This window comes from Parasaccharibacter sp. TMW 2.1884 (assembly GCF_023337695.1).
GTDB classification, from domain to species: domain Bacteria; phylum Pseudomonadota; class Alphaproteobacteria; order Acetobacterales; family Acetobacteraceae; genus Bombella; species Bombella apis.
Map to the genome: position 1 here is coordinate 125,570 of NZ_QORR01000002.1, position 20,100 is coordinate 145,669.

The following is a 20,100-nucleotide window of genomic DNA, read 5'->3' on the forward strand; positions in this document are numbered from 1 at the left end:
TCATTCTAGGAGCTGCTTCATGAAGATCCGCACTCTGTTTACAGTTTCACTGCTTGCCTCGTCCTTTGCCCTGCTGCCGCAGGCTCATGCTTATGATCCGAATGATCCGCTGGCCATCCAGAGCAGCATGGACAGCGTGACGAAGTCCATCCAGAACGAAAACGCCAAGCTGCAGGCCCTGCAGGAGAAGTATGCTGGCGCTCCGGAGCGTGCCCGTGCCCGCATCCAGAAGCGCATGGATGCCCTCCAGTCCGACGTGAAGCAGCGTCAGGAGCGTCTGCAGAACCTTCAGGACAAGTACAAGAACCTTGCCGCTGACAAGAAGGCCGAGATCCAGAAGAACATTGATGATCGCAAGCAGCAGATCAAGGATGTGCGCGACAGGTACAGGAATGCGCCGGCTGAGGAGAAGCAGCGCCTCAAGGACCAGCTTGATGCCCAGAAGTCTCAGCTTGACGCCCAGAAGAAGAGCCTGAAGGAGATGCACGACAGCACGGTGCAGTCCGGCAAGGACTTCGTCCATTCCCTGAAGGGCGGTTTCTGATCTTCTACAGGATCGGTCCTGACAGGACAGGGTGATGAGAGAGGCCGCTCCCATTGGGGCGGCCTCTTGCTCTTTGGGGGGAGTACCTCCATATAGGGCGTGATTGAGATAGACGTTCTCGGGGCAGGGTGGAATTCCCTACCGGCGGTGTTGGTGGCTTTGGCTGCCTCAGCCCGCGAGCGCCCTGCATCCGTGCAGGGGACAAGCAGACCCGGTGTGAATCCGGGGCCGACGGTCAGAGTCCGGATGAGAGAGAACGTTCTTCCTGTCCATTGCGGGAGGGGGGATGCCGCCTTTCCGTGAGGGGGGAAGGCGTGACGTCGCCGCGAACGTCCCTGAGATGATTGGGGACTGATGATGACAGATGTGTCGAGTGGGACACGAAGAACGGACAGCCCGCCCCCGCCGCTGGAGAGCGTGCGGGCCGGTTTCCGGGAGGCCGTGAAGGCGGCCGTGCAGAAGATGGGGGCGACCGTTCCCAATCCGGCGGTGGGCTGCGCCCTGCTGGATGGTGAAGGGCACCTGCTCGCCGTGGGAGCACATCCCGCTGCGGGCCAGCCTCATGCCGAGGTCATGGCGCTGGAGCAGGCCCGGGAGAAAGGCGTGCTGGAGCAGGTCCGCACTGCCCTGGTGACGCTGGAACCCTGCAACCATCATGGCCGGACTCCTCCCTGTAGCGACCGGCTGAAGAACAGTCCCGTGCAGACCGTGTGGATCGGTGCCCGGGACCCCAACCCGCAGGCCAGAGGGGGAGCGGACCATCTGGCCGGGGGCCTCTCTCCGAAACAGGTGCATTTTCTGGCCGATGAACCCGGACTGCGCTCTCTGGCGCAGGACTGTGCCGCACTTCTCGCACCGTTTGCCTGCCGTGTGACGCAGGGCCGCCCGTGGCTGAGTGTGAAGCAGGCTCTGGACGGGCACGGCAGCATGATTCCTCCGGAAGGGCAGAAGACCTTCACCTCGTCCGCATCCCTGCGGCTGGCCCATCAGCTCCGGCGGGCCTGTGACGCCGTGGTGACGGGGATCGGGACCGTTCTGGCTGATGACCCGTCCTTTACCGTGCGGCATGTGTCCGATCACGCCGGGCGGGCACCCCGGCCCCTGATCGTGCTGGACCGGCAGGGCCGTCTTCCAGCCGCCTGGCGTCAGGCCCGGGAGGCGGACGGGTTCCATGTGGAACAGTGCCGTGACCTGTCATCCCTGCCTGCCCTTCTGGGGCAGATGGACATCAACTGGGCCCTGATCGAGGCCGGACCTGCCCTGCTGGCCAGCGTGCGGGAGGCGGGCTTGTGGGATGACTGGCTGACCATCCGTCATGAGGGGGCCGACAGGGACGACCAGCTTTCCATTACCCTGCGTGAAGAGAGTGCGGACAAGCGGAGCCCGATCCAGCTTCTGCGCCAATATGGGGACTAAGACCATGTTTTCAGGAATCATCGAACGTGTTGGCGACGTGCAGTCCGTGTCCCTGCGGGACAGGGCCATGGATGTACGGATCGCCACCCATTTTATCGATCTGACGGAAGGTGAAAGCATCGCCACCAATGGCGTGTGCCTGACCGTGACCCGTTTCACGCCCGAGGGTGTGGCGGATTTCCACCTGAGTGGCGAGACGCTGGCCCGGACGGCTCTGGGTGACCTCGTGGAGGGTGCCCGTGTGAATCTGGAACGGGCCGTCAGCCTCAATACACGGCTTTCCGGCCATATCGTGCAGGGGCATGTCGATGCGGTAGGCAGGCTGACCCATGTTGCCGAAGCTGGGGAATCACATCATCTGCGGATTTTCATGCCTGCTTCCCTGCGCCGCTATGTCATCGAGAAAGGGTCCATCACCATCAATGGTATCAGCCTGACGGTGAATGAGGTGCATGATGATGTGCGTCATGACGGGCAGGAAGGCTTTGAGATCAGCCTGATGATCATTCCCCATACATGGACCCATACGGACCTTTCCACGCTGGCCATCGGGGCGAAGGTGAATCTGGAAGTGGACATGATGGCCAAATATGTGGAGACGCTCCTGCGCCACACGCCGGAAGAGGAACTGCGTTACAGGGGAGATGCCCGGTGAGCAGCCTGTCTTCAAACCTGAAGGCCGCCATCGCCGCCGTGCGGGCTGGCCGTATGGTCGTGATGGTGGATGATGAGGATCGGGAGAATGAAGGTGATCTCATTCTGCCAGCCCAGTTTGCCACGCAGGAGACCATCAATTTCATGGCCCGTCAGGCCTGCGGGCTGATCTGCCTGTCCCTTGAGGCTGACCAGATAGACCGGCTTGGCCTGTCTCCCATGGTGGCGAAGAATCAGGACCCGCGGGGCACGGCCTTCACCGTGTCCATCGAGGCCGCCCACGGCGTGACGACGGGCATTTCCGCTGCCGAGCGTGCCCATACGATTCAGGTGGCATCTGCGCCGGATGCGACACCGGCGGACATCATCTCCCCCGGTCACATGTTCCCCCTGCGGGCCAACCCTGATGGCGTGATGGCCCGGGAGGGGCATACGGAAGGAGCTGTTGACCTCATGCGGCTGGCAGGTCTGCGTCCGGCTGGTGTGATCTGTGAGATCATGGCCGAGGATGGCACGATGATGCGTCTGCCGGAGCTGCGTCACTATGCCCGTCGGCACGGTCTGCCGCTCATCAGCATTGCCGAAATGCGCCGCTGGATTGCTGAACATGGGCGGGGTGATGTCGGAGCTCTGGACATGGCAGAAGCGCCATTGTCGGAGGAAGCCCAGCTTGCCGTGGCCGACCTGCCGACCGTGTGTGGTGGAGAGGATCTGCGTGTCCATGCCTTCCGTGGAGTTGATGGTGTGGAACATCTGGCCCTTGTGAAAGGGAAGCCTGACCAGACCGTGCCGCTGGTCCGCCTTCATTCGGAATGTGTGACGGGGGATGCGCTGGGGTCGCTGCGCTGCGACTGTGGCCCACAGCTGCGGGAAGCCCTGAAGCGGATTGCGGCGGCGGAATCAGGCGTGCTGCTCTATCTGCGGGGGCATGAGGGCCGGGGGATCGGTCTGGCCAACAAGATACGGGCCTATGAGCTTCAGGATCAGGGCATGGACACGGTTGATGCCAATGAGGCGCTTGGTCTGCCCGCTGATGCCCGCCGCTGGGATATGGCGGCCCATATGTTGGCCAGTCTCGGCGTGACCCGCCTGCGCCTGCTGACGAACAACCCGGAAAAAGAGCGTGGCCTGACGGAGGCCGGACTGGTGGTGGAAGCCGTGGAACGGCTTGTCGTGCCATCCAATCCGTTCAACCGCCATTATCTGGAAACGAAACGCACCCGTATGGGGCATATGCTGCAGGAGAGCTGAACCATGAGCAAACATATCGCTACGGCCCCGGAAGGCCTGAAACTCAATCCAGCGCCAAGACTGGCCCTGCTGGTCAGCCGCTTCAACCCTGATGTGACGGGCGGTCTGCGTGATGGTGCGCTGGAGTGGCTGAAGGAACGTGGCATTGATGAGACGGTGGATGTCTATGAGGCCCCCGGTGCGTTCGAGCTGCCCATCATGGCCCAGCACCTTGCCCGTAAGGGTATCTATGAGGGGGTGATCTGCCTCGGCTGTGTCATCAAGGGGGATACGGCTCATTTCGAGTTCATTTCCATGGGGGCCACTGTTGGCATCATGCAGGCCCAGCTGGCGAATGATGTGCCGATTTCTTTCGGTATTCTGACAACCTATACGGACGAACAGGCCATCGTGCGCTCCCGGGGGGATGAGCACAACAAGGGCCGTGAGGCCGCTGCGGCCTGCTTTGAGACGGTGGCCTTCCTGCGGAAGTGATCTGGCCCTCCTGTATGGCAAGAAACATTCCTGCCCTGTGGAGACAGGTCAGGAATGTTGCCGCCAGGTCATTGGTTGACGCGCTTCATGGGCCCGGAGGTGGCCTGATATTTGATGGAGAACAGCGAGGTATTTAACAATCGTGCAATAGAAGTCCCCATATAATGCTTCTGGCAGGATTGTTGCGTTTCTGTGCCCGACATCATAGACAGAGTGACTGATACCTGTATGGAATTTTATTGTCCTGAAATGTTCGGAAAGAGGTTTGCGTGGATTTTGAGACCATAAAGGTGGCCGTCCTCATCCCCTGTTACAATGAAGAAATGACAGTGGGGCATGTTGTGGAGAAATTCACGAGGCACATGCCGGGGGCGGAGATTTATGTCTATGACAACAATTCCACCGACCGGACAGTGGACGTTGCCCGGGCCGCAGGGGCAATTGTCCGGACAGAGCGGATGCAGGGGAAAGGGTACGTCGTCCGGCGGATGTTCTCCGACATTGATGCAGATTTCTACATCCTGATTGATGGTGATGAGACCTACGAGGCCGAGGCGGCCCCCAGGCTGCTGGAGCATGCGTATGAGCATGGTCTGGACATGGTCAATGGGGCTCGTGTCACGGACCGTCCGGCGGCGTATCGCATGGGTCATGTATTGGGCAACCGGATGCTGACGGGGCTGGTGACCATGATTTTCGGGCGCCGCCTTACGGACATGCTGTCCGGCTATCGGGTTTTCTCAAAGCGGTTCGTCAAGTCATTCCCGGCCTTGTCCCAGGGGTTCGAGACGGAAACCGAGTTTACCATTCATGCGCTGGAGCTGGGGTTGCCTGTCGGTGAGCTGAAGACGGCTTATGTCGAGCGGCCACCGGGCAGCGTGTCCAAACTGAGCACTTACAAGGACGGTATCAGGATACTCTGCACGATCGTCCAGATCGTGAAGCTGGAAAAGCCGTTTCTGCTGTTTTCCTCCATTGCGGCTGTCCTGTTTGTCCTGGGGCTTGGGTTGGGGATTCCTGTCGTTTCCTTCTATCTCCGGCAGGGTGTCGTCCCCCGCCTGCCAACAGCCCTGCTGGCCACGGCCCTGGTGCTGCTCTCTTTCCTGAGTTTTGTCTGTGGGTTGATCCTCGACACGATTGCCATTGCCCGGAAAGAGCAGAAGAGGCTGACCTATCTTTCCTATCCTGCCGTCTTTCCAGACAGGCGCTGAGCTGCCGGGAGCGCTGTGATGTTCTGCAAGAAAAATGTGACCACGGTCATATGGTGTGCCGCCATCGTGTGGAGCATCATGGGTATTCTGTCATGGTCCCATCTGCCGATAGAATACCGGCCCGGTGGGCTGCGGCTGACTTTCAACAGCATGATCGACCACATGCTGCATGGCCATTTTGATGTGGACCCGAAGACCGTGGAAGAGGAGGGCTTCCTCCGGAATGGGAAAGTGTATGCCTACTGGGGCATTTTCCCCTCCCTGCTGAGGTTGCCAGTCCTGCTGTTCCCCAATGGGCTGCATTGGGACATCACCCGCCTTTCATCCATCATGGCCCTGCTGATGATCCTGTTTTTCAATTACAGGACATGGCGTTTCGTGTCGGAGCGTTACCTTGGAGGTACGTCCTGGGTTTCGCTCTGTCTGGCCATTGCCCTTGCTTTTTCGGGTGAACAGGTCTGTTTTTTTGAACACAGCCTGTATCAGGAGGTCTGCTTCTGGGCTCTGGCCTTCGCTTCATGGTTTGTGTACTGCGCCATCCGTGTCCTCTGCGAGAAGGAGTACTGGCGATATGGTGGGGTCTGCATGGCCGTTGCGGCGGGCTGTGCGCTGTTGACCCGTGTTTCGATGGGGATCGGGCTGTATGTGGCGCTGCTCTGTTTTCTCATCATCCATTTTTACAGATGGTGCCGCAGCTTCAGGACGAAGGATGAGGGCGTCACGCTGCTGTCTCTCGTTGTGCCGACAGTCATCTCCGTTCTGGCCATCATCGTGACGGCATATGTGAATTACAGACGATGGGGCAATCCGCTTACCTTCGCCAATTATGACCTGTACCTCTACAATGTGGAGTTTCCCAGCCGCATCATGCGGACCAAAACTTATGGGCTGTTCAATCTTCAGAGGTTCTATCTGGGGATTGTCTATTTCTTTGTACCGGTGTGGATTTTCCAGAAGGCTGACGGGCATTACGTTCTTCAGGATAGTTTCACGCGGCTGATTGATGCGAATGAGCTGCCACCCAGCAGCTTCTTTCTGACAGATGGTTTCATGCTGCTCTGTGGTGCGCTGCTGATTGTCGGGCTGCTCCGCAAGGGCCGTGTGTTTCCCATCAATCGGGCAGCGCTTGCTTCTGTCGCCGTATCCTTGGCAATACCGGCTTTCCTGATGATGATTGCCATCAGCATGAATTACCGGTACCGGGCGGAATTCTACCCGGATATCGTTTTCCTCGGGACGCTTGGCTGTGTCTATCTGTACAACAACCTGAAGGATGTACGGGCTCTGAAAAAGATTCTGGTTGCCCTTCTGGTTGTCAGTGTTGTCTCATCCAATCTCAATATTTTCCTGTATGGGGAAAGTGAGCTCGGCCCTGCCTACCTGTACATCAAGGACGGCATTTTTTCTTATTATTACCATCGTGTTTTCTGAAAAGCAGGGAGTTCTCCTGCCTGAAGGTCAAAAAAAGGCGGCTTCTCCGGGAGAGGGAGAAGCCGCCTTTTGCAATCATGGCGCCTGCGGGAGGATCAACGGATCCTCCTGTAGATTATGAACCCGCTGAAGGCATAGCGTGGGGGATGTTCGTAGATCATCTCATAATGCTGTTTGAGCTCTCTTGTGAGAACAGCATAGGTATCCCGGTTGATGGACATGTCATGCTCGGTATCGTCGGCAGAGAGGAGAATGTAGAGGGGTTTCTGGGCCAGTATGGCTTCGGTCTCCTGCACAGGGTCGATGCCCAGAGCGTTCCGTTCCGTATCGGTGCTGAGATGGGCCGAAAAGGGGAAGCGTGTCAGATGGCAATAAGGGACACTGTCCAGCAGAATATCCGGCGTGTCGTAATTGAAGACACAGCCGACAGGGGATGAAAGACGGGAGACGGCCTGCCGCAGGGTGGAAAGATCGCTGGCACGGTTGATCTTCTTTTCCGTGTCGTAGGTGCGGATGCCCCCCCATACCAGCAGCAGCACGAGCCAGAGACGGCTGAAAGGGGAGGCCCAGAGTGGTGCTGCGGTTATGAAAAAGGCCGGATAAAGGGGCAGGGAATAGTGTTTGGTAAAGGTGTTGAAGAGGGCAAAACCGGCAAAGGCTGTCCACGCCCACCCGCCAAGGAAAAGGGAGAGAGGCTGGCAGTGGGCGGTCTGTTTTCTGAAGAGAAAGCGCAGGACTGTCGTGCCGAGCAGGATGCCCAGCATGACAAGGCACCAGTATACATTATGCAACCACTGGTGCAGAGAGGCAGCCGGGATGGTTTTTTTCAGGAAGATGGAGACGGTGTTGGCAAACCACCATTCCTGGAAGTGGCCGTCCAGCGCATAGAACAGCATGACAGCCAGTGTTGGCACGAGGGCAAGCCCACACCAGATGATGGCATGGCCCATGACCTGCTTCAGGGTACCGCCCTGCCGGTAGGTCAGTCCCATCAGGAACAGCCCGACATAGATGCCTTCAAAAACGACAGATGTTTTCAGCTGGAGAGCGATGCCAAACAGCAGCATGACTCCTGCTCCCGTCTGGAACAGGGTGAGGCGGGCCTGCCCGGCCATGAACCGTGCGACCAGCAGGATGGCCCAGACGACCAGCAGATTATAGAAGATGGGCGTCTGGCCGCCGCAGCCCTGTGAGTTGGCAATCCAGACCAGATAGAGACAGCCAGCACAGAGGGCCCCTCCGACCGGGGCGATGAGGCGGGCGACCTTCATGCACAGGATGGACGTCGCCCAGGCACTCAGCAGGGCAATGGCCTGATAGGCCCAGATGCGGTAAGGACCGAAAAGGTGGAAAAGTTCATAGAGCAGAAAGATGCCGATGGGTTTTCTGTCCCATATGTCGACATAGGGCAGTTCGCCATGCAGCATTCTGCCACCGACAAGCATATAGAATTCTTCATCAGCGAAGATGAAGGGATTCCCGAACACCATGAAACGGGTCAGGATTGCCATGACAAACAGTAGAGAGTACGCTACGTACTTGCTGTCCAGTGACCGGGCAAGGCGGTCCCGGAATGAATTATATGACATGCAGGTGGCCAGTTAAGTATAAGGACGATTTTCTTTAGAAGAAAACGAGAACGCATTCTATACGCAGGACGCATGGGGTCAAATATATTTGGCTGTTTCAGGCAGTAAATCGTTATATTTTTTTGTGCTACAGGGCCCTTTGTAAAGGAAGTGTTAGGAATAAGACGATGTTTTTTTCAGGGGTTGGATCCGTTCATGTCTAAAAAAGAGGACAGTTTTGTATGGCCCTGGTGTCTGGCCTGGGCAGTTCTGTTTCTTCTGACATGTCTCCGGACTGTACTTGTCATGTTCCATCATGTCCCGCTGGACGTCAATGAGGGGTGGAATGCCCAGCTGGCCAGCTGGACAGCCGGTGGAGATCACCAGCTTTATTCCTCGGACCGGGGTTTTGTTTTCAACAATTACCCGCCTCTTTCTTTTGTATTGATGGGCGGGCTGGTCCGGCTCGGGTTCGATGCCATCATTACAGGCCGCATCCTGTCCTGCCTGTCCGTTCTTGCATCGGCCGTGTTGATCGTCCGCATCATCCAGGTCGTGACAGGCAGACTTCCGGTGGCCCTGGCTACGGCATCCCTGTTCCTTGTCACGGCGAATACAGCCTTTCAGGGTTATTTCGGGATGAATGACCCACAATGGCTGGCCCAGGCCCTGATGTTGGGGGGGCTGTACGTGGCGGTCAGCCGGAATGTGGCTGACCTGACATGGCGGCGCCTGTTTCTCTGTGCTGTCCTGATCGTGCTGGGGGGCTTTACCAAGCATAATCTCGTGGCCTTGCCGCTGGCCCTGTCTGTCTGGCTGCTCTGCATCGACCTGAAAAAAGCCGTCCTCTGGGGCATGATGGCGGCCGGGCTGCTGCTGGTCGGGTTTGCCAGCTGCTACGAGGTTTACGGGGTCAGTTTTTTCCGGGATGTTTTTCTCCATCAGCGGGTCATCCGGTTGGGGCGGGTCATTCATGGCCTGCGGCAGCTGCCACTCATGGGGGGGATGCTTCTGGTCGGGCTTGGGCTCTTCTTCCGGCAATGGCGCTCCCTGAAATGGCAGGACCCGGCCTGTCTGGTGGGGTTGTTTCTGGCGTTCGGCTGTCTGTTCGGCTGTCTTGAATCGCTGGGCGAAGGTGTTGATTACAATTGCATGTTTGATGCCTTTGTGGCGGCGACCCTGTTGTGCGGGATCGGGCTGGCCCGTCTTCCAGAGGGGCCGGAGCAGAAGCAGCGCTTTGTCCGGGCCTGCTGCGTGATGAGCCTGCCCCTGCTGTTCCTGCTGCCGCTGTGGGGGGTGACTTCTTACAGGCAGGTCCAGACGGTCAGTCTGAAAGACCGTGAGTGGCAGACCTACATACAGGCGCTGAAGATGCACAGCACATCCCTGCTCTGTACGGATATGGCCCTGTGCTACTGGGCGAATAGCCGTGATGCCATTGATGGGTTCAATCTTTCACAGGCGCTGAAGAAAAATCAGGATATTGTGGCCCTGCGGAACGTGATCGCCCAGCACCGGTTTTCCCTTGTGCAGCTTTACGGTACCTCGGCCCATTACAGCAGCGGCAATCTCACTGTGGATGGCTGGCTGGCGAAGGCTGGCTATCGGCCAGTCATGGATAATGGTGAGCTGATTCTTCTCGGATACGTCCACTGAGGCAGGGAAGCTGCCAGAATTGTGACGGTAGCATGGCGGTGCTCTATCCGGTAGCCTCATGAACATGGTATCGTGGCGGCTCACATGATTTTTATGACCAGAGGCTGGATGACAGCCTGCGCTGGAAAGGTGTGCGATGATTGTTCCTGTTGTTCTCTCCGGTGGGTCCGGAACACGACTTTGGCCGGTCTCTCGCAAGAGCTATCCCAAGCAGTTCTGTGCTTTGCTGAGCGGGGACACGCCGTTTCAGGAAACTGTGCAGCGGACACGGGCGCTTGGGCTGGAGGCCGCCCCCATTGTGGTGGGGAATCGTGAGCATCGCTTCATCATGGCTGAGCAGCTGCGGCAGACAGGCATCGAGGCAGCGAGTATCATTCTTGAACCGGTTGCCCGCAATTCTGCTGCTGCCATGGCTGCTGCCGCTTTCTGGCAGGCCCGGCAGGACGAGGAGGCCATTCTCTGGTTCATGCCAGCCGATGCTGCCATAGAGGGGCAGGAAGCGCTGAAGCAGGCGCTGGAGCAGGCCTGTGAGGCCGCCCGGCAGGATTATATCGTGACCTTTGGCATCCGGCCGAACCGGGCAGAAACGGGCTATGGATACATCCAGCAGGGCCCCCTCCTGGATGGGCAGGAGAATGCCTATCACATTGCCCGTTTTCTGGAGAAGCCGGATGCCGAAAGGGCCAAGGTCCTTGCCAGTGATGGGCAGCATCTCTGGAACTCGGGAATGTTTGTGGCCCGTGCCCGTGTCTTCCTTGAGGAACTGAAAAAATACGAACCGGCCATTCATGAGGCCGTGTCCCGTGCAGTGCAGGAAACCAGCTGCGACCTTGGCTTTGTTCAGCTGGCCGGAGAAACTTTCTCCCGTGCCCCATCCATTTCCGTGGATTATGCCGTGGCGGAGCGGACGGATCGTGCCGCAGTCGTGCCGTCCAGTTTCTCCTGGATGGATGTCGGCAGCTGGGATGCCGTCTGGGAGCTGACCCCCAAAGATGAAAACGGTAATGCCGTACAGGGCAACGTGTTTCTGGACCGTGCCCGGAACTGTTACGTCAAGTCCGATGGCATCGTGGCGACCGTGACCGGTGTGGATGATCTCATCATCATCGTGACGGGGGATGCCGTCATGGTGTCACATCGGGAGCGGGCGCAGGACATCAAGCACATGGTGTCACGCCTGCGGGATGAGGGCCATACGGAGGCGGAACAGCATGTCCGCATGTACCGCCCATGGGGATTCTATGAGAGTCTCATCCAGGGGGACCGTTTCCAGGTGAAGAGGATCCATGTCAGTCCCGGGGAGAAATTGTCCCTCCAGAAGCACTTCCACCGTTCGGAGCACTGGGTTGTCGTGGCGGGTACGGCCCTCGTGACACGGGATGACGAGCAGATCACGGTGCGGGAGAATGAGAGCATCTATCTGCCGCTTGGCTGCGTACACAGGCTGGAGAATCCGGGTCGCATCCCTGTCACGCTGATCGAGGTGCAGTCCGGCCCTTATCTGGGAGAGGATGACATCGTCCGTCTGGATGACGTGTATCAGCGGTAGGTGCCATCATCGTTACTATTACTGGCAGGAGCCCGGACATGTGGCCCATGTATCGGGTGGACTTTCAGGAATGGAAACCGTTTTTTTGCCTGATATGTTTATTATGAACAGAGGGTAGCGGGAAAATTGTCGGCAGTGGGGGGGCTTTTGGGTAAAGTTCCCCCGACAGATTGATGGATGAGGAGGCATGATGAGGGTTGCGGTAACAGGTGGATGCGGCTTCATAGGGTCCGCTGTCGTGCGGCACCTCATGGAGGGGACCAGCCATCAGGTTCTCAATGTGGACTGCATGACCTATGCAGCCTCCGAGGAGACGGTGGCTGCCGTGGCGTCCGATCCACGCTACCGTCATGTGCGTATTTCCATCAATGACCAGCCAGCCGTGGAGAAGGCTCTGGCAGAGTTCCAGCCGGATGCCATCATGCATCTGGCAGCAGAGAGCCATGTTGACCGCTCCATCGAGGGGCCGGGTGCCTTCATTCAGACCAACATCGTGGGGACGTACTGTCTGCTGGATGTAGCCCGCCGGTACTGGATGGGGCTGGATGGGGCGAAGAAGGCTGGATTCCGGTTTCTTCACATCTCGACGGACGAGGTTTTCGGTCATCTGTCACCGGAGGATCCTCCTTTTACGGAGGAGACGGCCTACGATCCCCGCAGCCCGTATTCGGCCAGCAAGGCGGCTTCCGACCATTTGGTGCGGGCCTGGTACCATACCTATGGTTTTCCGGCCTTCGTGACGAACACGACCAACAATTACGGGCCCTGGCATTTCCCGGAAAAACTGATCCCGCTCATGATCATCAATGCGCTGGAGGGCAAGCCCCTGCCTGTTTACGGCAAGGGCGAGAATCTGCGGGACTGGCTCTTTGTGGAGGATCACGCCAGGGCACTGGTCCGGGCTGTGGAGCATGGCAGACCGGGTGAGACTTACGCCATCGGGGCCAGGCAGCCCCGTAGCAATCTGGAGGTTGTGCGCAGGATATGCGCCCTGCTGGATGAGCTGGAGCCGGACCCGGCCGGCCCGAGGGAGCGGCTGATCACTTTTGTCAGTGACAGGCCGGGGCATGACTTCCGGTATGAGATTGATCCCAGCCATGCCGAGCGCTGTCTCGACTGGGAGGCGGAGCACGATTTCGAGACAGGCCTGCGCAGGACTGTCCAGTGGTATCTGGATAACAGGGCATGGTGGCAGCGCCTGCGCCGCCAGCGGTACGATGGCCGGAGACTGGGAGCTGAGGCATGACGGGTATGCTGAAAGAAACGACTGACCAACCGCCAACAAAGGGTATCCTGCTGTCCGGTGGGTCCGGGACGCGCCTGTACCCGATGACGCTGGCTGTCTCCAAGCAGCTTCTGCCTGTCTATGACAAGCCGATGATCTATTATCCGCTGACGACCCTGATCCTGGCAGGGATACGGGATATCATGATCATCACCACGCCGGATGATCAGGCGCAGTTCCAGCGTCTGCTGGGCACGGGTGAGCAGTTTGGCGTGACTTTCACCTATCGTGTCCAGCCGAAGCCGGAGGGGATTGCACAGGCTTTTCATATTGCCGAAGACTGGATCAATGGTGCGCCTTGTGCCCTGATTCTGGGGGACAACCTCATTTTTGCTGATGGGCTGCGACATATGTTGCGGGATGCCACACAGCGGTCTCATGGTGCGACGGTATTCGCCTATCAGGTGCGGGACCCGGAGCGTTATGGCGTTGTGGCATTTGATGAGGCTGGGCGGGCGCTTGATATTATTGAAAAACCGGTCACACCTCCCTCCCAGTGGGCGGTGACAGGGCTGTATTTCTATGATGGGCGGGTGTGCGACTTTGCCCGTCGGGTGCGTCCCAGTGATCGTGGTGAACTGGAGATCACGGATCTGAACCGCATCTATCTGGAGGAAGGAACGCTGGAGGTGGACCGGCTGGCCCGTGGGTGTGCGTGGCTGGATGCTGGAACACCGGACAGCCTGATGCAGGCCGGTACGTTCGTGCAGGCCATCCAGTCCCGGCAGGGGCTGCTGGTTGGTTCACCAACGGAGGCAGCCTATCGCATGGGATTCATCTCCCATGCGCAGCTTCTGGAGACAGGCACCAGGATGAAGAAAACGCCGCTTGGGCAGATGCTGCTTTATGTGGCAGCAGAGAGTGGGCCGGTAGTGGTGTGAGGCTGCCTGCCCCGGTTCTGCCCGTCCGGGAGGCTCCTGTATCGGGCCATGAAACAGAGAGATGAGGAGATGACGAGATGAAGGTTGAGGCACTGTCCCTGCCCGGCATCGTGAAGGTGACGCCGGCCCGTTTTGGGGATAATCGAGGGTTCTTCTCCGAGACATACAATCAGAAGAGCATGGCTGCGGCTGGCATTCCTGATACGTTCGTGCAGGACAACCAGAGTCTGTCCCGTCAGAAGGGTGTGGTGCGTGGGCTGCACTGCCAGCTGGCCCCTCATGGGCAAGGCAAGCTGGTGCGGGTGACACGGGGGGCCATCTGGGACGTGGCGGTAGATGCACGCACTGGCTCACCGACTTACGGCCAGTGGGTCGGTGTTGAACTGTCGGCTGAAAACTGGTCCCAGCTCTGGCTGCCTGTCGGGTTCCTGCATGGTTTTGTCACGTTGGAGGAAAATACCGAGGTGCAGTACAAATGCACCGGTTTTTATGACAAGGCATCCGAGCGTTCCGTGCGCTGGGATTGCAGCCAGATCGGGATCGACTGGCCGGTGGCCCCGGGGGAGGCTGTTCTCTCGGAGAAAGACCTGGAAGCCCCTTCCTTCGAGGCTGCCAAGGGGTGGTTCGAGTACCGGTGAGTCCCGTGCGGGCTACGTGTTTTCTGGCATGAAAGGGTCTTCATCATGACGAAGCCTTCCATTCTTGTGATCGGCCGGACAGGCCAGCTTGCCACATCCTTGAGAGATCAGGGTGGGGAGCATGTCGTGACCGTTGGCCGCCCGGAGGTGGATTTTGCAGCCCCGGAGACATTGGCTGCGGCCATTGAGACATACCAGCCTGATATTATTGTCAATGCGGCGGCCTGGACGGCGGTCGATCTGGCTGAAACGGAACAGGAAGGGGCCCGGCAGGGCAACCATGCTGGCCCGGCCCGTCTGGCTGAGGAGGCTGCCCGCCGGGGGATTCCGTTCATTCACGTCTCGACGGATTATGTTTTTGATGGCCGGAAGGGAACGCCCTATCTGGAGAGTGATCCGATCAATCCTGTCACGGTTTATGGGCGGACCAAGGCTGATGGGGAGACGGCTGTTCTGAAAGCGCAGCCCCAGAGCATCATCCTGCGGACGGCATGGGTCTACTCCGCTCATGGCAAGAATTTCGTCAAGACGATGCTGAATGCGGGGGCAAAGAATCCCCACTTGCGTGTGGTGGGGGATCAGCGGGGAAACCCGACCTCGTCCGATGATCTGGCCGCTGTGATTCTGGGCATCATCGGGACGATCAGACAGACAGGCTGGCAGGATTCCTATGCTGGTATTTATCATGCCGCGGGCGCTGGTGAGGCCACATGGCATGAGCTTGCCTGCCACGCTCTGGAGGAAGCCGCCCGTCATGGCCAGCCCATGCCGAAGGTAGAGGCCATTACTACGGCAGACTGGCCCACACCGGCGGCCCGCCCGGCGGATTCCCGCCTGGACAATGGCAGGCTGGAGCGTGTTTTCGGGCAGAAAATGCCAGACTGGCGTGACAGTGTGGCCCGGACAGTCAGAACCCTGCTGAAGCCTGAGGCCTGAAGAGGCCCTGCCGAAGGGGATGAAAAAAGGCCGTTCCCAATGGGGCGGCCTTTTTTCATATCAGCGGTGGCGCTGTGAATCAGGCTGATCGTTTGCGGGACAGCAGGCGCCATCCAGCCCAGAAGAGCCCGGCACCCGCAAGAGCTGTCGTGCCATAGGTCAGCCGGGGGCGACGGCGGAAGCTGTGTTTGGTCAGCATCCGTGCAAAGGAGAGCATGACGCCAGAATCCAGCTTGCTTTCCCCATGGGCCCTGTCCCGGAAATTCATGGGAATTTCCTGAACCCGCAGAGGTTCAGGCCGGGCGATCATGATGTCCAGAAGGATTTTGAAGCCCGTGCCATCCAGCCGGGGGGCACGGTCCATGAAGACGGAACGCCGCATGGCAAAAAAGCCGCTCATCGGGTCTGTCAGGGGGACATTGAGAAGCTGGCGGGCTGTCCAGATGCCGGTATTGGAGAGAAAGCGGCGCCAGACGCTGGAAAGCCCCTCATTGCTGCCACCCGTGATGTGCCGGCTGGCAACGGCGATATCTGCCCGACCATCCCGCAGGGCGGCAATCATGTGGGGCAGACAGCCTTCATCATGCTGGAGATCGCCGTCCATGACAGCAATCAGGGGAGCAGACACGCTGAGGGCCCCTTCAATCACGGCGGAGGACAGCCCTCGCCGACCAATACGCAGCAGCCCCCGCACGTAGGGTTTCTTCTGGGCCAGCTGGCGGACAGCTTCCATCGTGCCATCGGGGGAGTTGTCATCCACGAAGACAACCTCCCATGTCATGCCACTCAGGACGGTCTCCAGAGCATCTACGACGGGGACAACGTTCTCGACCTCATTGTAGCATGGGATGATGATGCTGATCTCAGGGGCGGTCATAGCAGATTCCATGTGAGGGGGATGTCCACTAATAAGGGGGATGACAGGTGAGCGCAAGGTAATGACCCTGCCCGTGCGGGATGCCATAATATCTTGTTAATGGAACTGCTTCCCATTATTTCAGATGTGTAAATGAAGTTCTGGTGCTTCTGGAGACAGGGGGCTGTTCAGAAAGTCTTTTGGCCCATACGACGATAGATGAACGCCTGTTCGTCAGTCTGTTCTGCTTCTGCAATGGCGTCATCAATCAGGTGGCGATGGGGAGAGAGGGAGCAGACAGGGTCGGTCTGGGAGGCATCTCCGAGCAGGGCCAGTGCCTGGCAGCGGCATCCGCCCCAGTCAATTTCCTTGCGGGCGCAGGAGGCACAGGGCTCCGGCATCCAGTCAGTTCCCCGGAAGAGGGTGAAAGCCTGTGAGTGGTACCAGATATGGCTGAGTGAATGATCCCGCACATTGTCGAAGTGCAGGGAGGGGATTGTTTCCGCTGCATGGCAGGGCAGGACATGGCCGGAGGGTGAGACGTTGAGAAAGCGTTGCCCCCAGCCCCCCATGCAGGGTTTGGGGCGTTCGGCATAATAATCTGGCGTGACATAATCAATGGCCAGCCCGCCTTTTGCCATTTCGGCCTCGACATGGCGGCCCGCCTCTTCCAGCTGTGTGCGGGATGGTAGCAGGGCTGCCCGGTTTTTCAGGGCCCAGCCATAATACTGGGTATGGGCCATCTCGACACGCTGGGCATCAAGCTGGCGGGCGAGAGCAAACATGGCGGGAATGCGGGAAATGTTGGCCTTCTGCAGTACGAAGTTCAGCGTCAGGGGGATGCCGGCCTGCGTGATGAGGCGGGCTGCCTCCAGCTTGCGGGGCTGGACGCTTTTAAAATCGCTCAGCCGGTCCGCTTCTGGTCCATCGGTATCCTGAAAGGAGAGCTGCACATGGTCCAGCCCGCTTTCATCAAGCCGTTTCATGGTCTCAGGTGTGATGAGAACACCAGACGTGATCAGGTTGGTATAGAGGTTCAGCCTGTGGGCATGGGAGATGAGGGTGTAGAGGTCAGGGCGGGCCATGGGCTCCCCGCCAGAGAAATGGACCTGAAGGACGCCCATTCCGGCTGCCTCCTCCAGCACACGCAGCCAGTCTTCCGTGCCAAGTTCCTGTGCCTTGCGCTCCAGCTCCACAGGGTTGGAACAGTAGGGGCAGGAGAGCGGGCAGCGGTGTGTCAGCTCGGCCAGCAGGCTCATGGGAGCCGGGGGAGGCGTGGAGGTTCCGTTTGTCATGGGGCTGTCTGGTGTCCCGCTCACAGTCGGAGAATCCTCTTCTCCGTCAGCTCGGAGAGCAGGGCGAGCACATCCGTGGCAATCTGTTCCCTAGGGGCCTCGTAGCGTGCTGCCAGCCGGTCGATGACCGTACCGAGACGGGTCTGTCCATCCAGCTCCTGGAGGATGGCAACAGCAATGGGGTCTGCCAGCAGGGCCCGCTCGGGGGCCTGGATCACCCATTGCTCCCGCACCCTGTCATGCTGGAGGCGGTAACCCCGGCTGAAACCGGGACAGTCATCTTCAGTCACTCTGACAGGTGGCGTGGGCAATGGGGAGGACATGGACAGCTTTCAGACGGGCAGGAGAGGAATCAGGGTGTTTCAGGGACGAACGCACCGGGCGGAACATGGCCTTCCACATAGGCATGGTCCAGAGCATCAAGCAGCTGCCAGAGGATGGCGCATTTGAACTCCAGTGCACCGAGGACCTCCCGCTGCTGCTCCGGCGTGCGGGCATGTTCCTTGACGTAATTCAGCGCAAAGGTGGAATCCTGCGGGGCCTGTGTCAGGCGGGGTTTGAAGTAGGCCAGCGTATCTTCTGAGATGTAGGGATAGTTGCGGAGCATCCCCTCCATGCGTTCCCCGATGATGGTCGGTGAGAAGAGTTCTGTCAGGGAGGAGGCAATGGCCGCCAGGATGGAGCGGTCCCGCACGAAGGCCACGTAGGCATCCACGGCAAACAGCGTGGCAGGCAGCAGGCCCTTCAGGCTCGTCACATAGTCATCATCAAGCCCCAGGCCGTTGGTCAGCTTCAGCCAGCGGGCAATGCCGCCGGGGCTTTCGGCCGTACCGTCATGGTCTTCAATCCGGCGGCGCCATTCACGGCGCAGCTCTGTCGTGGGCAGGCGGGCGAGCAGGGTGGCATCCTTCCGGGGGATCTGGGCCTGATAATAATAGCGGTTCAGGGCCCATGCCTGTAGCTGACCCTTGGTCAGCCTGCCTTCATACATGGCTTTGTGAAGCGGGTGCTGGCGGTGATAGCGCTCCGCCCCGATAGCACGGAGGCGGGCTTCCAGCTCGTCAGGAGAAAGGAGAGTGTTCATGACGGTCCCTCGGTCTTGAGTCTCATCCCGTCTTCACCAATGACCCAGCCCGCCTGCTCGGCTGCCTGACGCTGGGGGCTGTCTTCCAGGAGGACAGGATTGGAATTGTTGATATGGACGAAGAATTTCTTCGGCCTTGTACAGGCAGCAAACTGTCGGAGCGGGCCGTCTGTTTCATTCATGGAGACATGCCCCATGCGGTGCCCGCTCTTGGGGCTGAGGCCCGTGCGGATCATCTCGTCATCCTGCCAGAGCGTCCCGTCAAAAAAGAGCAGGTCAGCCCGGCTGGCACGGTCCTTCAGGGCCTGCGTGATCTCGGCACAGCCGGGGACGAAGAGCATGGTCTTTTGTCCATCGGAGATGGAGAGACCCAGCGTGTCGTCAGGCTTTGTGCCTTCCGCCTCGGCATAAAGGGGCGCCTTGCCGGGAACGGTGAAAACTTCCAGCACAAGGCCAGATGGGGCTCCGTTCTTCAGGAGAAGTGGCACCGTCGTGCCTTCCGAAAGGGCGATGCGGGGAATGATGCTGCGGTCCAGCGCCTCAAAAATGGGATTGCGGTCCAGCTGGGCCAGGGTAGACGGGCTGCCCATCAGAGTGAAGGGTTCTCGTTCCCGCAGGGTCAGCAGGCCGGTAATCGCATCAATTTCCGCCCCTGCAAGAATGACCCCCTGGATCGGCGTCCCACGGGTACTGCCATGCTGCTGGAGGGCCGGGGTGGCGAGAATCTGCTGGCGCAGGTCCGGTGAGGCATTGAGCAGGAACCAGTGAACCCCATCACCGCTGACGGCCAGAGAGGCCTGCGTGCGAGGCTTGGCTTTTCTGCCCTCACGGGCTTGAAGGCAGCCCGGTGCAGCGGAGTTCCATTGCGGGAAACCGCCACCGGCACCGGCGCCCAGAATAATGACATCAAGCACGACAGAGACCACCTTTCCCCAGCAGTGCAGCAGCTGGTTGTGTCCGTATTATGCACCTGCGACGCTCTCAGGCTACGGACCTGCCCCGCCGATCCATCAGGTGCGGAAACAGGGAGGTCAGGCATGTCTGCCAACACCTCCCTGTCACGCATATGCCCGTGCGGAGATTACTTCTTCTCGCCGCAGACATAGGAGTTGATTTCGCCGCCCAGAGGGATCTCGGTTACTTTCGGTGTGTTCCATGCCATGATGGGACTCCTTTTTTATGGTCAATACAGGCCGTGTCCCGGACAGGAAACGAACCTGCTAAGGCAGGATAGAGCAGAAACAGCCGGAAATGCCAGAAGAAACATGAGAGGCAGCCCGGGCCTGACGGTATTCCGGCCATGCGGTGGGGTGACAGCGGGCCTCTGCTGGCAAAGGAGGTGTTTTTCTGGCAGGAACGGAGGCCGTGGAT

General features: G+C 59.1%; 20 protein-coding genes and 1 riboswitch. Of the genes, 13 read left to right on the plus strand and 7 right to left on the minus strand.

The features are described 5' to 3' along the window. The first annotated feature begins 19 nt into the window (after nucleotides 1-19). The 7 genes from DTI93_RS04845 to DTI93_RS04875 all read left to right on the plus strand — a co-directional run bounded on the left by DTI93_RS04845 (nucleotide 20) and on the right by DTI93_RS04875 (nucleotide 6,981). Nucleotides 20-544, plus strand: coding sequence for a hypothetical protein (locus tag DTI93_RS04845; protein WP_081562411.1), 525 nt, complete (start codon nucleotides 20-22; stop codon nucleotides 542-544). Between the two features lie 110 nt (nucleotides 545-654). Continuing rightward, a riboswitch (FMN riboswitch) is annotated at nucleotides 655-806 on the plus strand. A gap of 92 nt (nucleotides 807-898) precedes the next feature. Next, on the plus strand, nucleotides 899-1,960 hold the full coding sequence (gene ribD, locus DTI93_RS04850) for a bifunctional diaminohydroxyphosphoribosylaminopyrimidine deaminase/5-amino-6-(5-phosphoribosylamino)uracil reductase RibD (protein ID WP_249079826.1): 1,062 nt from the start codon (nucleotides 899-901) through the stop codon (nucleotides 1,958-1,960). 4 nt (nucleotides 1,961-1,964) lie between these two features. Then, entirely contained in the window at nucleotides 1,965-2,615 is a 651-nt protein-coding gene (locus DTI93_RS04855; RefSeq protein WP_249079827.1) for a riboflavin synthase, read from the plus strand. 5 nt (nucleotides 2,616-2,620) lie between these two features. Next, nucleotides 2,621-3,865: a 3,4-dihydroxy-2-butanone-4-phosphate synthase gene (gene ribB / locus DTI93_RS04860; protein ID WP_086431648.1), complete on the plus strand. Its 1,245-nt coding sequence runs from the start codon at nucleotides 2,621-2,623 to the stop codon at nucleotides 3,863-3,865. A 3-nt stretch (nucleotides 3,866-3,868) separates the two neighbouring features. Continuing rightward, nucleotides 3,869-4,339, plus strand: coding sequence for a 6,7-dimethyl-8-ribityllumazine synthase (gene ribH, locus DTI93_RS04865; protein ID WP_043559053.1), 471 nt, complete (start codon nucleotides 3,869-3,871; stop codon nucleotides 4,337-4,339). 269 nt (nucleotides 4,340-4,608) lie between these two features. After that, a complete protein-coding gene (locus DTI93_RS04870) occupies nucleotides 4,609-5,550 on the plus strand; it encodes a glycosyltransferase family 2 protein (protein ID WP_043559049.1) in 942 nt (313 codons plus the stop codon). Nucleotides 5,551-5,568: 18 nt separating this feature from the next. Then, complete coding sequence (locus DTI93_RS04875; protein ID WP_248630740.1) at nucleotides 5,569-6,981, plus strand: hypothetical protein; 1,413 nt, start codon at nucleotides 5,569-5,571, stop codon at nucleotides 6,979-6,981. 95 nt (nucleotides 6,982-7,076) lie between these two features. Here DTI93_RS04875 and DTI93_RS04880 read toward each other — a convergent pair whose 3' ends face one another. Further along, entirely contained in the window at nucleotides 7,077-8,570 is a 1,494-nt protein-coding gene (locus DTI93_RS04880) for a glycosyltransferase family 39 protein (protein ID WP_249079829.1), read from the minus strand. 285 nt (nucleotides 8,571-8,855) lie between these two features. Here DTI93_RS04880 and DTI93_RS04885 point away from each other — a divergent pair, with 285 nt between their 5' ends. The 6 genes from DTI93_RS04885 (at nucleotide 8,856) to rfbD (ending at nucleotide 15,494) form a co-directional block, all read left to right on the plus strand. After that, entirely contained in the window at nucleotides 8,856-10,205 is a 1,350-nt protein-coding gene (locus DTI93_RS04885; RefSeq protein ID WP_249079831.1) for a glycosyltransferase family 39 protein, read from the plus strand. Nucleotides 10,206-10,341: 136 nt separating this feature from the next. Further along, nucleotides 10,342-11,754, plus strand: a complete 1,413-nt coding sequence (locus tag DTI93_RS04890; RefSeq protein WP_192848695.1) for a mannose-1-phosphate guanylyltransferase/mannose-6-phosphate isomerase — start codon at nucleotides 10,342-10,344, stop codon at nucleotides 11,752-11,754. A 190-nt stretch (nucleotides 11,755-11,944) separates the two neighbouring features. After that, entirely contained in the window at nucleotides 11,945-13,000 is a 1,056-nt protein-coding gene (gene rfbB, locus DTI93_RS04895; RefSeq protein WP_043559038.1) for a dTDP-glucose 4,6-dehydratase, read from the plus strand. Then, on the plus strand, nucleotides 12,997-13,920 hold the full coding sequence (gene rfbA, locus DTI93_RS04900; protein ID WP_227449732.1) for a glucose-1-phosphate thymidylyltransferase RfbA: 924 nt from the start codon (nucleotides 12,997-12,999) through the stop codon (nucleotides 13,918-13,920). The genes rfbB and rfbA overlap by 4 nt, the downstream gene beginning before the upstream one ends. Before the next feature lie 77 nt (nucleotides 13,921-13,997). Continuing rightward, nucleotides 13,998-14,558: a dTDP-4-dehydrorhamnose 3,5-epimerase gene (rfbC, locus tag DTI93_RS04905; RefSeq protein WP_081562405.1), complete on the plus strand. Its 561-nt coding sequence runs from the start codon at nucleotides 13,998-14,000 to the stop codon at nucleotides 14,556-14,558. Nucleotides 14,559-14,603: 45 nt separating this feature from the next. Next, nucleotides 14,604-15,494: a dTDP-4-dehydrorhamnose reductase gene (rfbD, locus tag DTI93_RS04910; RefSeq protein WP_249079832.1), complete on the plus strand. Its 891-nt coding sequence runs from the start codon at nucleotides 14,604-14,606 to the stop codon at nucleotides 15,492-15,494. Between the two features lie 79 nt (nucleotides 15,495-15,573). Here the strand turns inward: rfbD and DTI93_RS04915 are convergent, their stop codons facing one another. From DTI93_RS04915 to pqqA, 6 genes are all read right to left on the minus strand, one after another. Further along, complete coding sequence (locus tag DTI93_RS04915; RefSeq protein WP_081563323.1) at nucleotides 15,574-16,371, minus strand: polyprenol monophosphomannose synthase; 798 nt, start codon at nucleotides 16,369-16,371, stop codon at nucleotides 15,574-15,576. Nucleotides 16,372-16,538: 167 nt separating this feature from the next. Then, the gene (gene pqqE / locus DTI93_RS04920) at nucleotides 16,539-17,645 is read right to left on the minus strand and encodes a pyrroloquinoline quinone biosynthesis protein PqqE (protein WP_249079898.1); all 1,107 of its coding nucleotides are present in this window, start codon (nucleotides 17,643-17,645) and stop codon (nucleotides 16,539-16,541) included. Between the two features lie 20 nt (nucleotides 17,646-17,665). Further along, nucleotides 17,666-17,968, minus strand: a complete 303-nt coding sequence (gene pqqD / locus DTI93_RS04925) for a pyrroloquinoline quinone biosynthesis peptide chaperone PqqD (RefSeq protein WP_081562403.1) — start codon at nucleotides 17,966-17,968, stop codon at nucleotides 17,666-17,668. A gap of 29 nt (nucleotides 17,969-17,997) precedes the next feature. After that, nucleotides 17,998-18,729, minus strand: coding sequence for a pyrroloquinoline-quinone synthase PqqC (pqqC, locus tag DTI93_RS04930; RefSeq protein WP_043559033.1), 732 nt, complete (start codon nucleotides 18,727-18,729; stop codon nucleotides 17,998-18,000). Next, nucleotides 18,726-19,643, minus strand: coding sequence for a pyrroloquinoline quinone biosynthesis protein PqqB (gene pqqB, locus DTI93_RS04935; protein WP_043559430.1), 918 nt, complete (start codon nucleotides 19,641-19,643; stop codon nucleotides 18,726-18,728). The genes pqqC and pqqB overlap by 4 nt, the downstream gene beginning before the upstream one ends. A gap of 167 nt (nucleotides 19,644-19,810) precedes the next feature. Then, on the minus strand, nucleotides 19,811-19,891 hold the full coding sequence (gene pqqA, locus DTI93_RS04940; RefSeq protein WP_043559425.1) for a pyrroloquinoline quinone precursor peptide PqqA: 81 nt from the start codon (nucleotides 19,889-19,891) through the stop codon (nucleotides 19,811-19,813). Between the last annotated feature and the right edge of the window lie 209 nt (nucleotides 19,892-20,100).

What these genes read in the sequence shown, in the direction of transcription:
- DTI93_RS04845 (WP_081562411.1), top strand. Translation starts at nt 20, where the DNA reads ATGAAGATCCGCACTCTGTTTACAGTTTCACTGCTTGCCTCGTCCTTT.
- ribD (WP_249079826.1), top strand. Translation starts at nt 899, where the DNA reads ATGATGACAGATGTGTCGAGTGGGACACGAAGAACGGACAGCCCGCCC.
- DTI93_RS04855 (WP_249079827.1), top strand. Translation starts at nt 1,965, where the DNA reads ATGTTTTCAGGAATCATCGAACGTGTTGGCGACGTGCAGTCCGTGTCC.
- ribH (WP_043559053.1), top strand. Translation starts at nt 3,869, where the DNA reads ATGAGCAAACATATCGCTACGGCCCCGGAAGGCCTGAAACTCAATCCA.
- DTI93_RS04875 (WP_248630740.1), top strand. Translation starts at nt 5,569, where the DNA reads ATGTTCTGCAAGAAAAATGTGACCACGGTCATATGGTGTGCCGCCATC.
- DTI93_RS04880 (WP_249079829.1), bottom strand. Translation starts at nt 8,570, where the DNA reads ATGTCATATAATTCATTCCGGGACCGCCTTGCCCGGTCACTGGACAGC.
- DTI93_RS04885 (WP_249079831.1), top strand. Translation starts at nt 8,856, where the DNA reads ATGTTCCATCATGTCCCGCTGGACGTCAATGAGGGGTGGAATGCCCAG.
- DTI93_RS04890 (WP_192848695.1), top strand. Translation starts at nt 10,342, where the DNA reads ATGATTGTTCCTGTTGTTCTCTCCGGTGGGTCCGGAACACGACTTTGG.
- rfbB (WP_043559038.1), top strand. Translation starts at nt 11,945, where the DNA reads ATGAGGGTTGCGGTAACAGGTGGATGCGGCTTCATAGGGTCCGCTGTC.
- rfbA (WP_227449732.1), top strand. Translation starts at nt 12,997, where the DNA reads ATGACGGGTATGCTGAAAGAAACGACTGACCAACCGCCAACAAAGGGT.
- rfbC (WP_081562405.1), top strand. Translation starts at nt 13,998, where the DNA reads ATGAAGGTTGAGGCACTGTCCCTGCCCGGCATCGTGAAGGTGACGCCG.
- rfbD (WP_249079832.1), top strand. Translation starts at nt 14,604, where the DNA reads ATGACGAAGCCTTCCATTCTTGTGATCGGCCGGACAGGCCAGCTTGCC.
- DTI93_RS04915 (WP_081563323.1), bottom strand. Translation starts at nt 16,371, where the DNA reads ATGACCGCCCCTGAGATCAGCATCATCATCCCATGCTACAATGAGGTC.
- pqqE (WP_249079898.1), bottom strand. Translation starts at nt 17,645, where the DNA reads ATGACAAACGGAACCTCCACGCCTCCCCCGGCTCCCATGAGCCTGCTG.
- pqqD (WP_081562403.1), bottom strand. Translation starts at nt 17,968, where the DNA reads ATGTCCTCCCCATTGCCCACGCCACCTGTCAGAGTGACTGAAGATGAC.
- pqqC (WP_043559033.1), bottom strand. Translation starts at nt 18,729, where the DNA reads ATGAACACTCTCCTTTCTCCTGACGAGCTGGAAGCCCGCCTCCGTGCT.
- pqqA (WP_043559425.1), bottom strand. Translation starts at nt 19,891, where the DNA reads ATGGCATGGAACACACCGAAAGTAACCGAGATCCCTCTGGGCGGCGAA.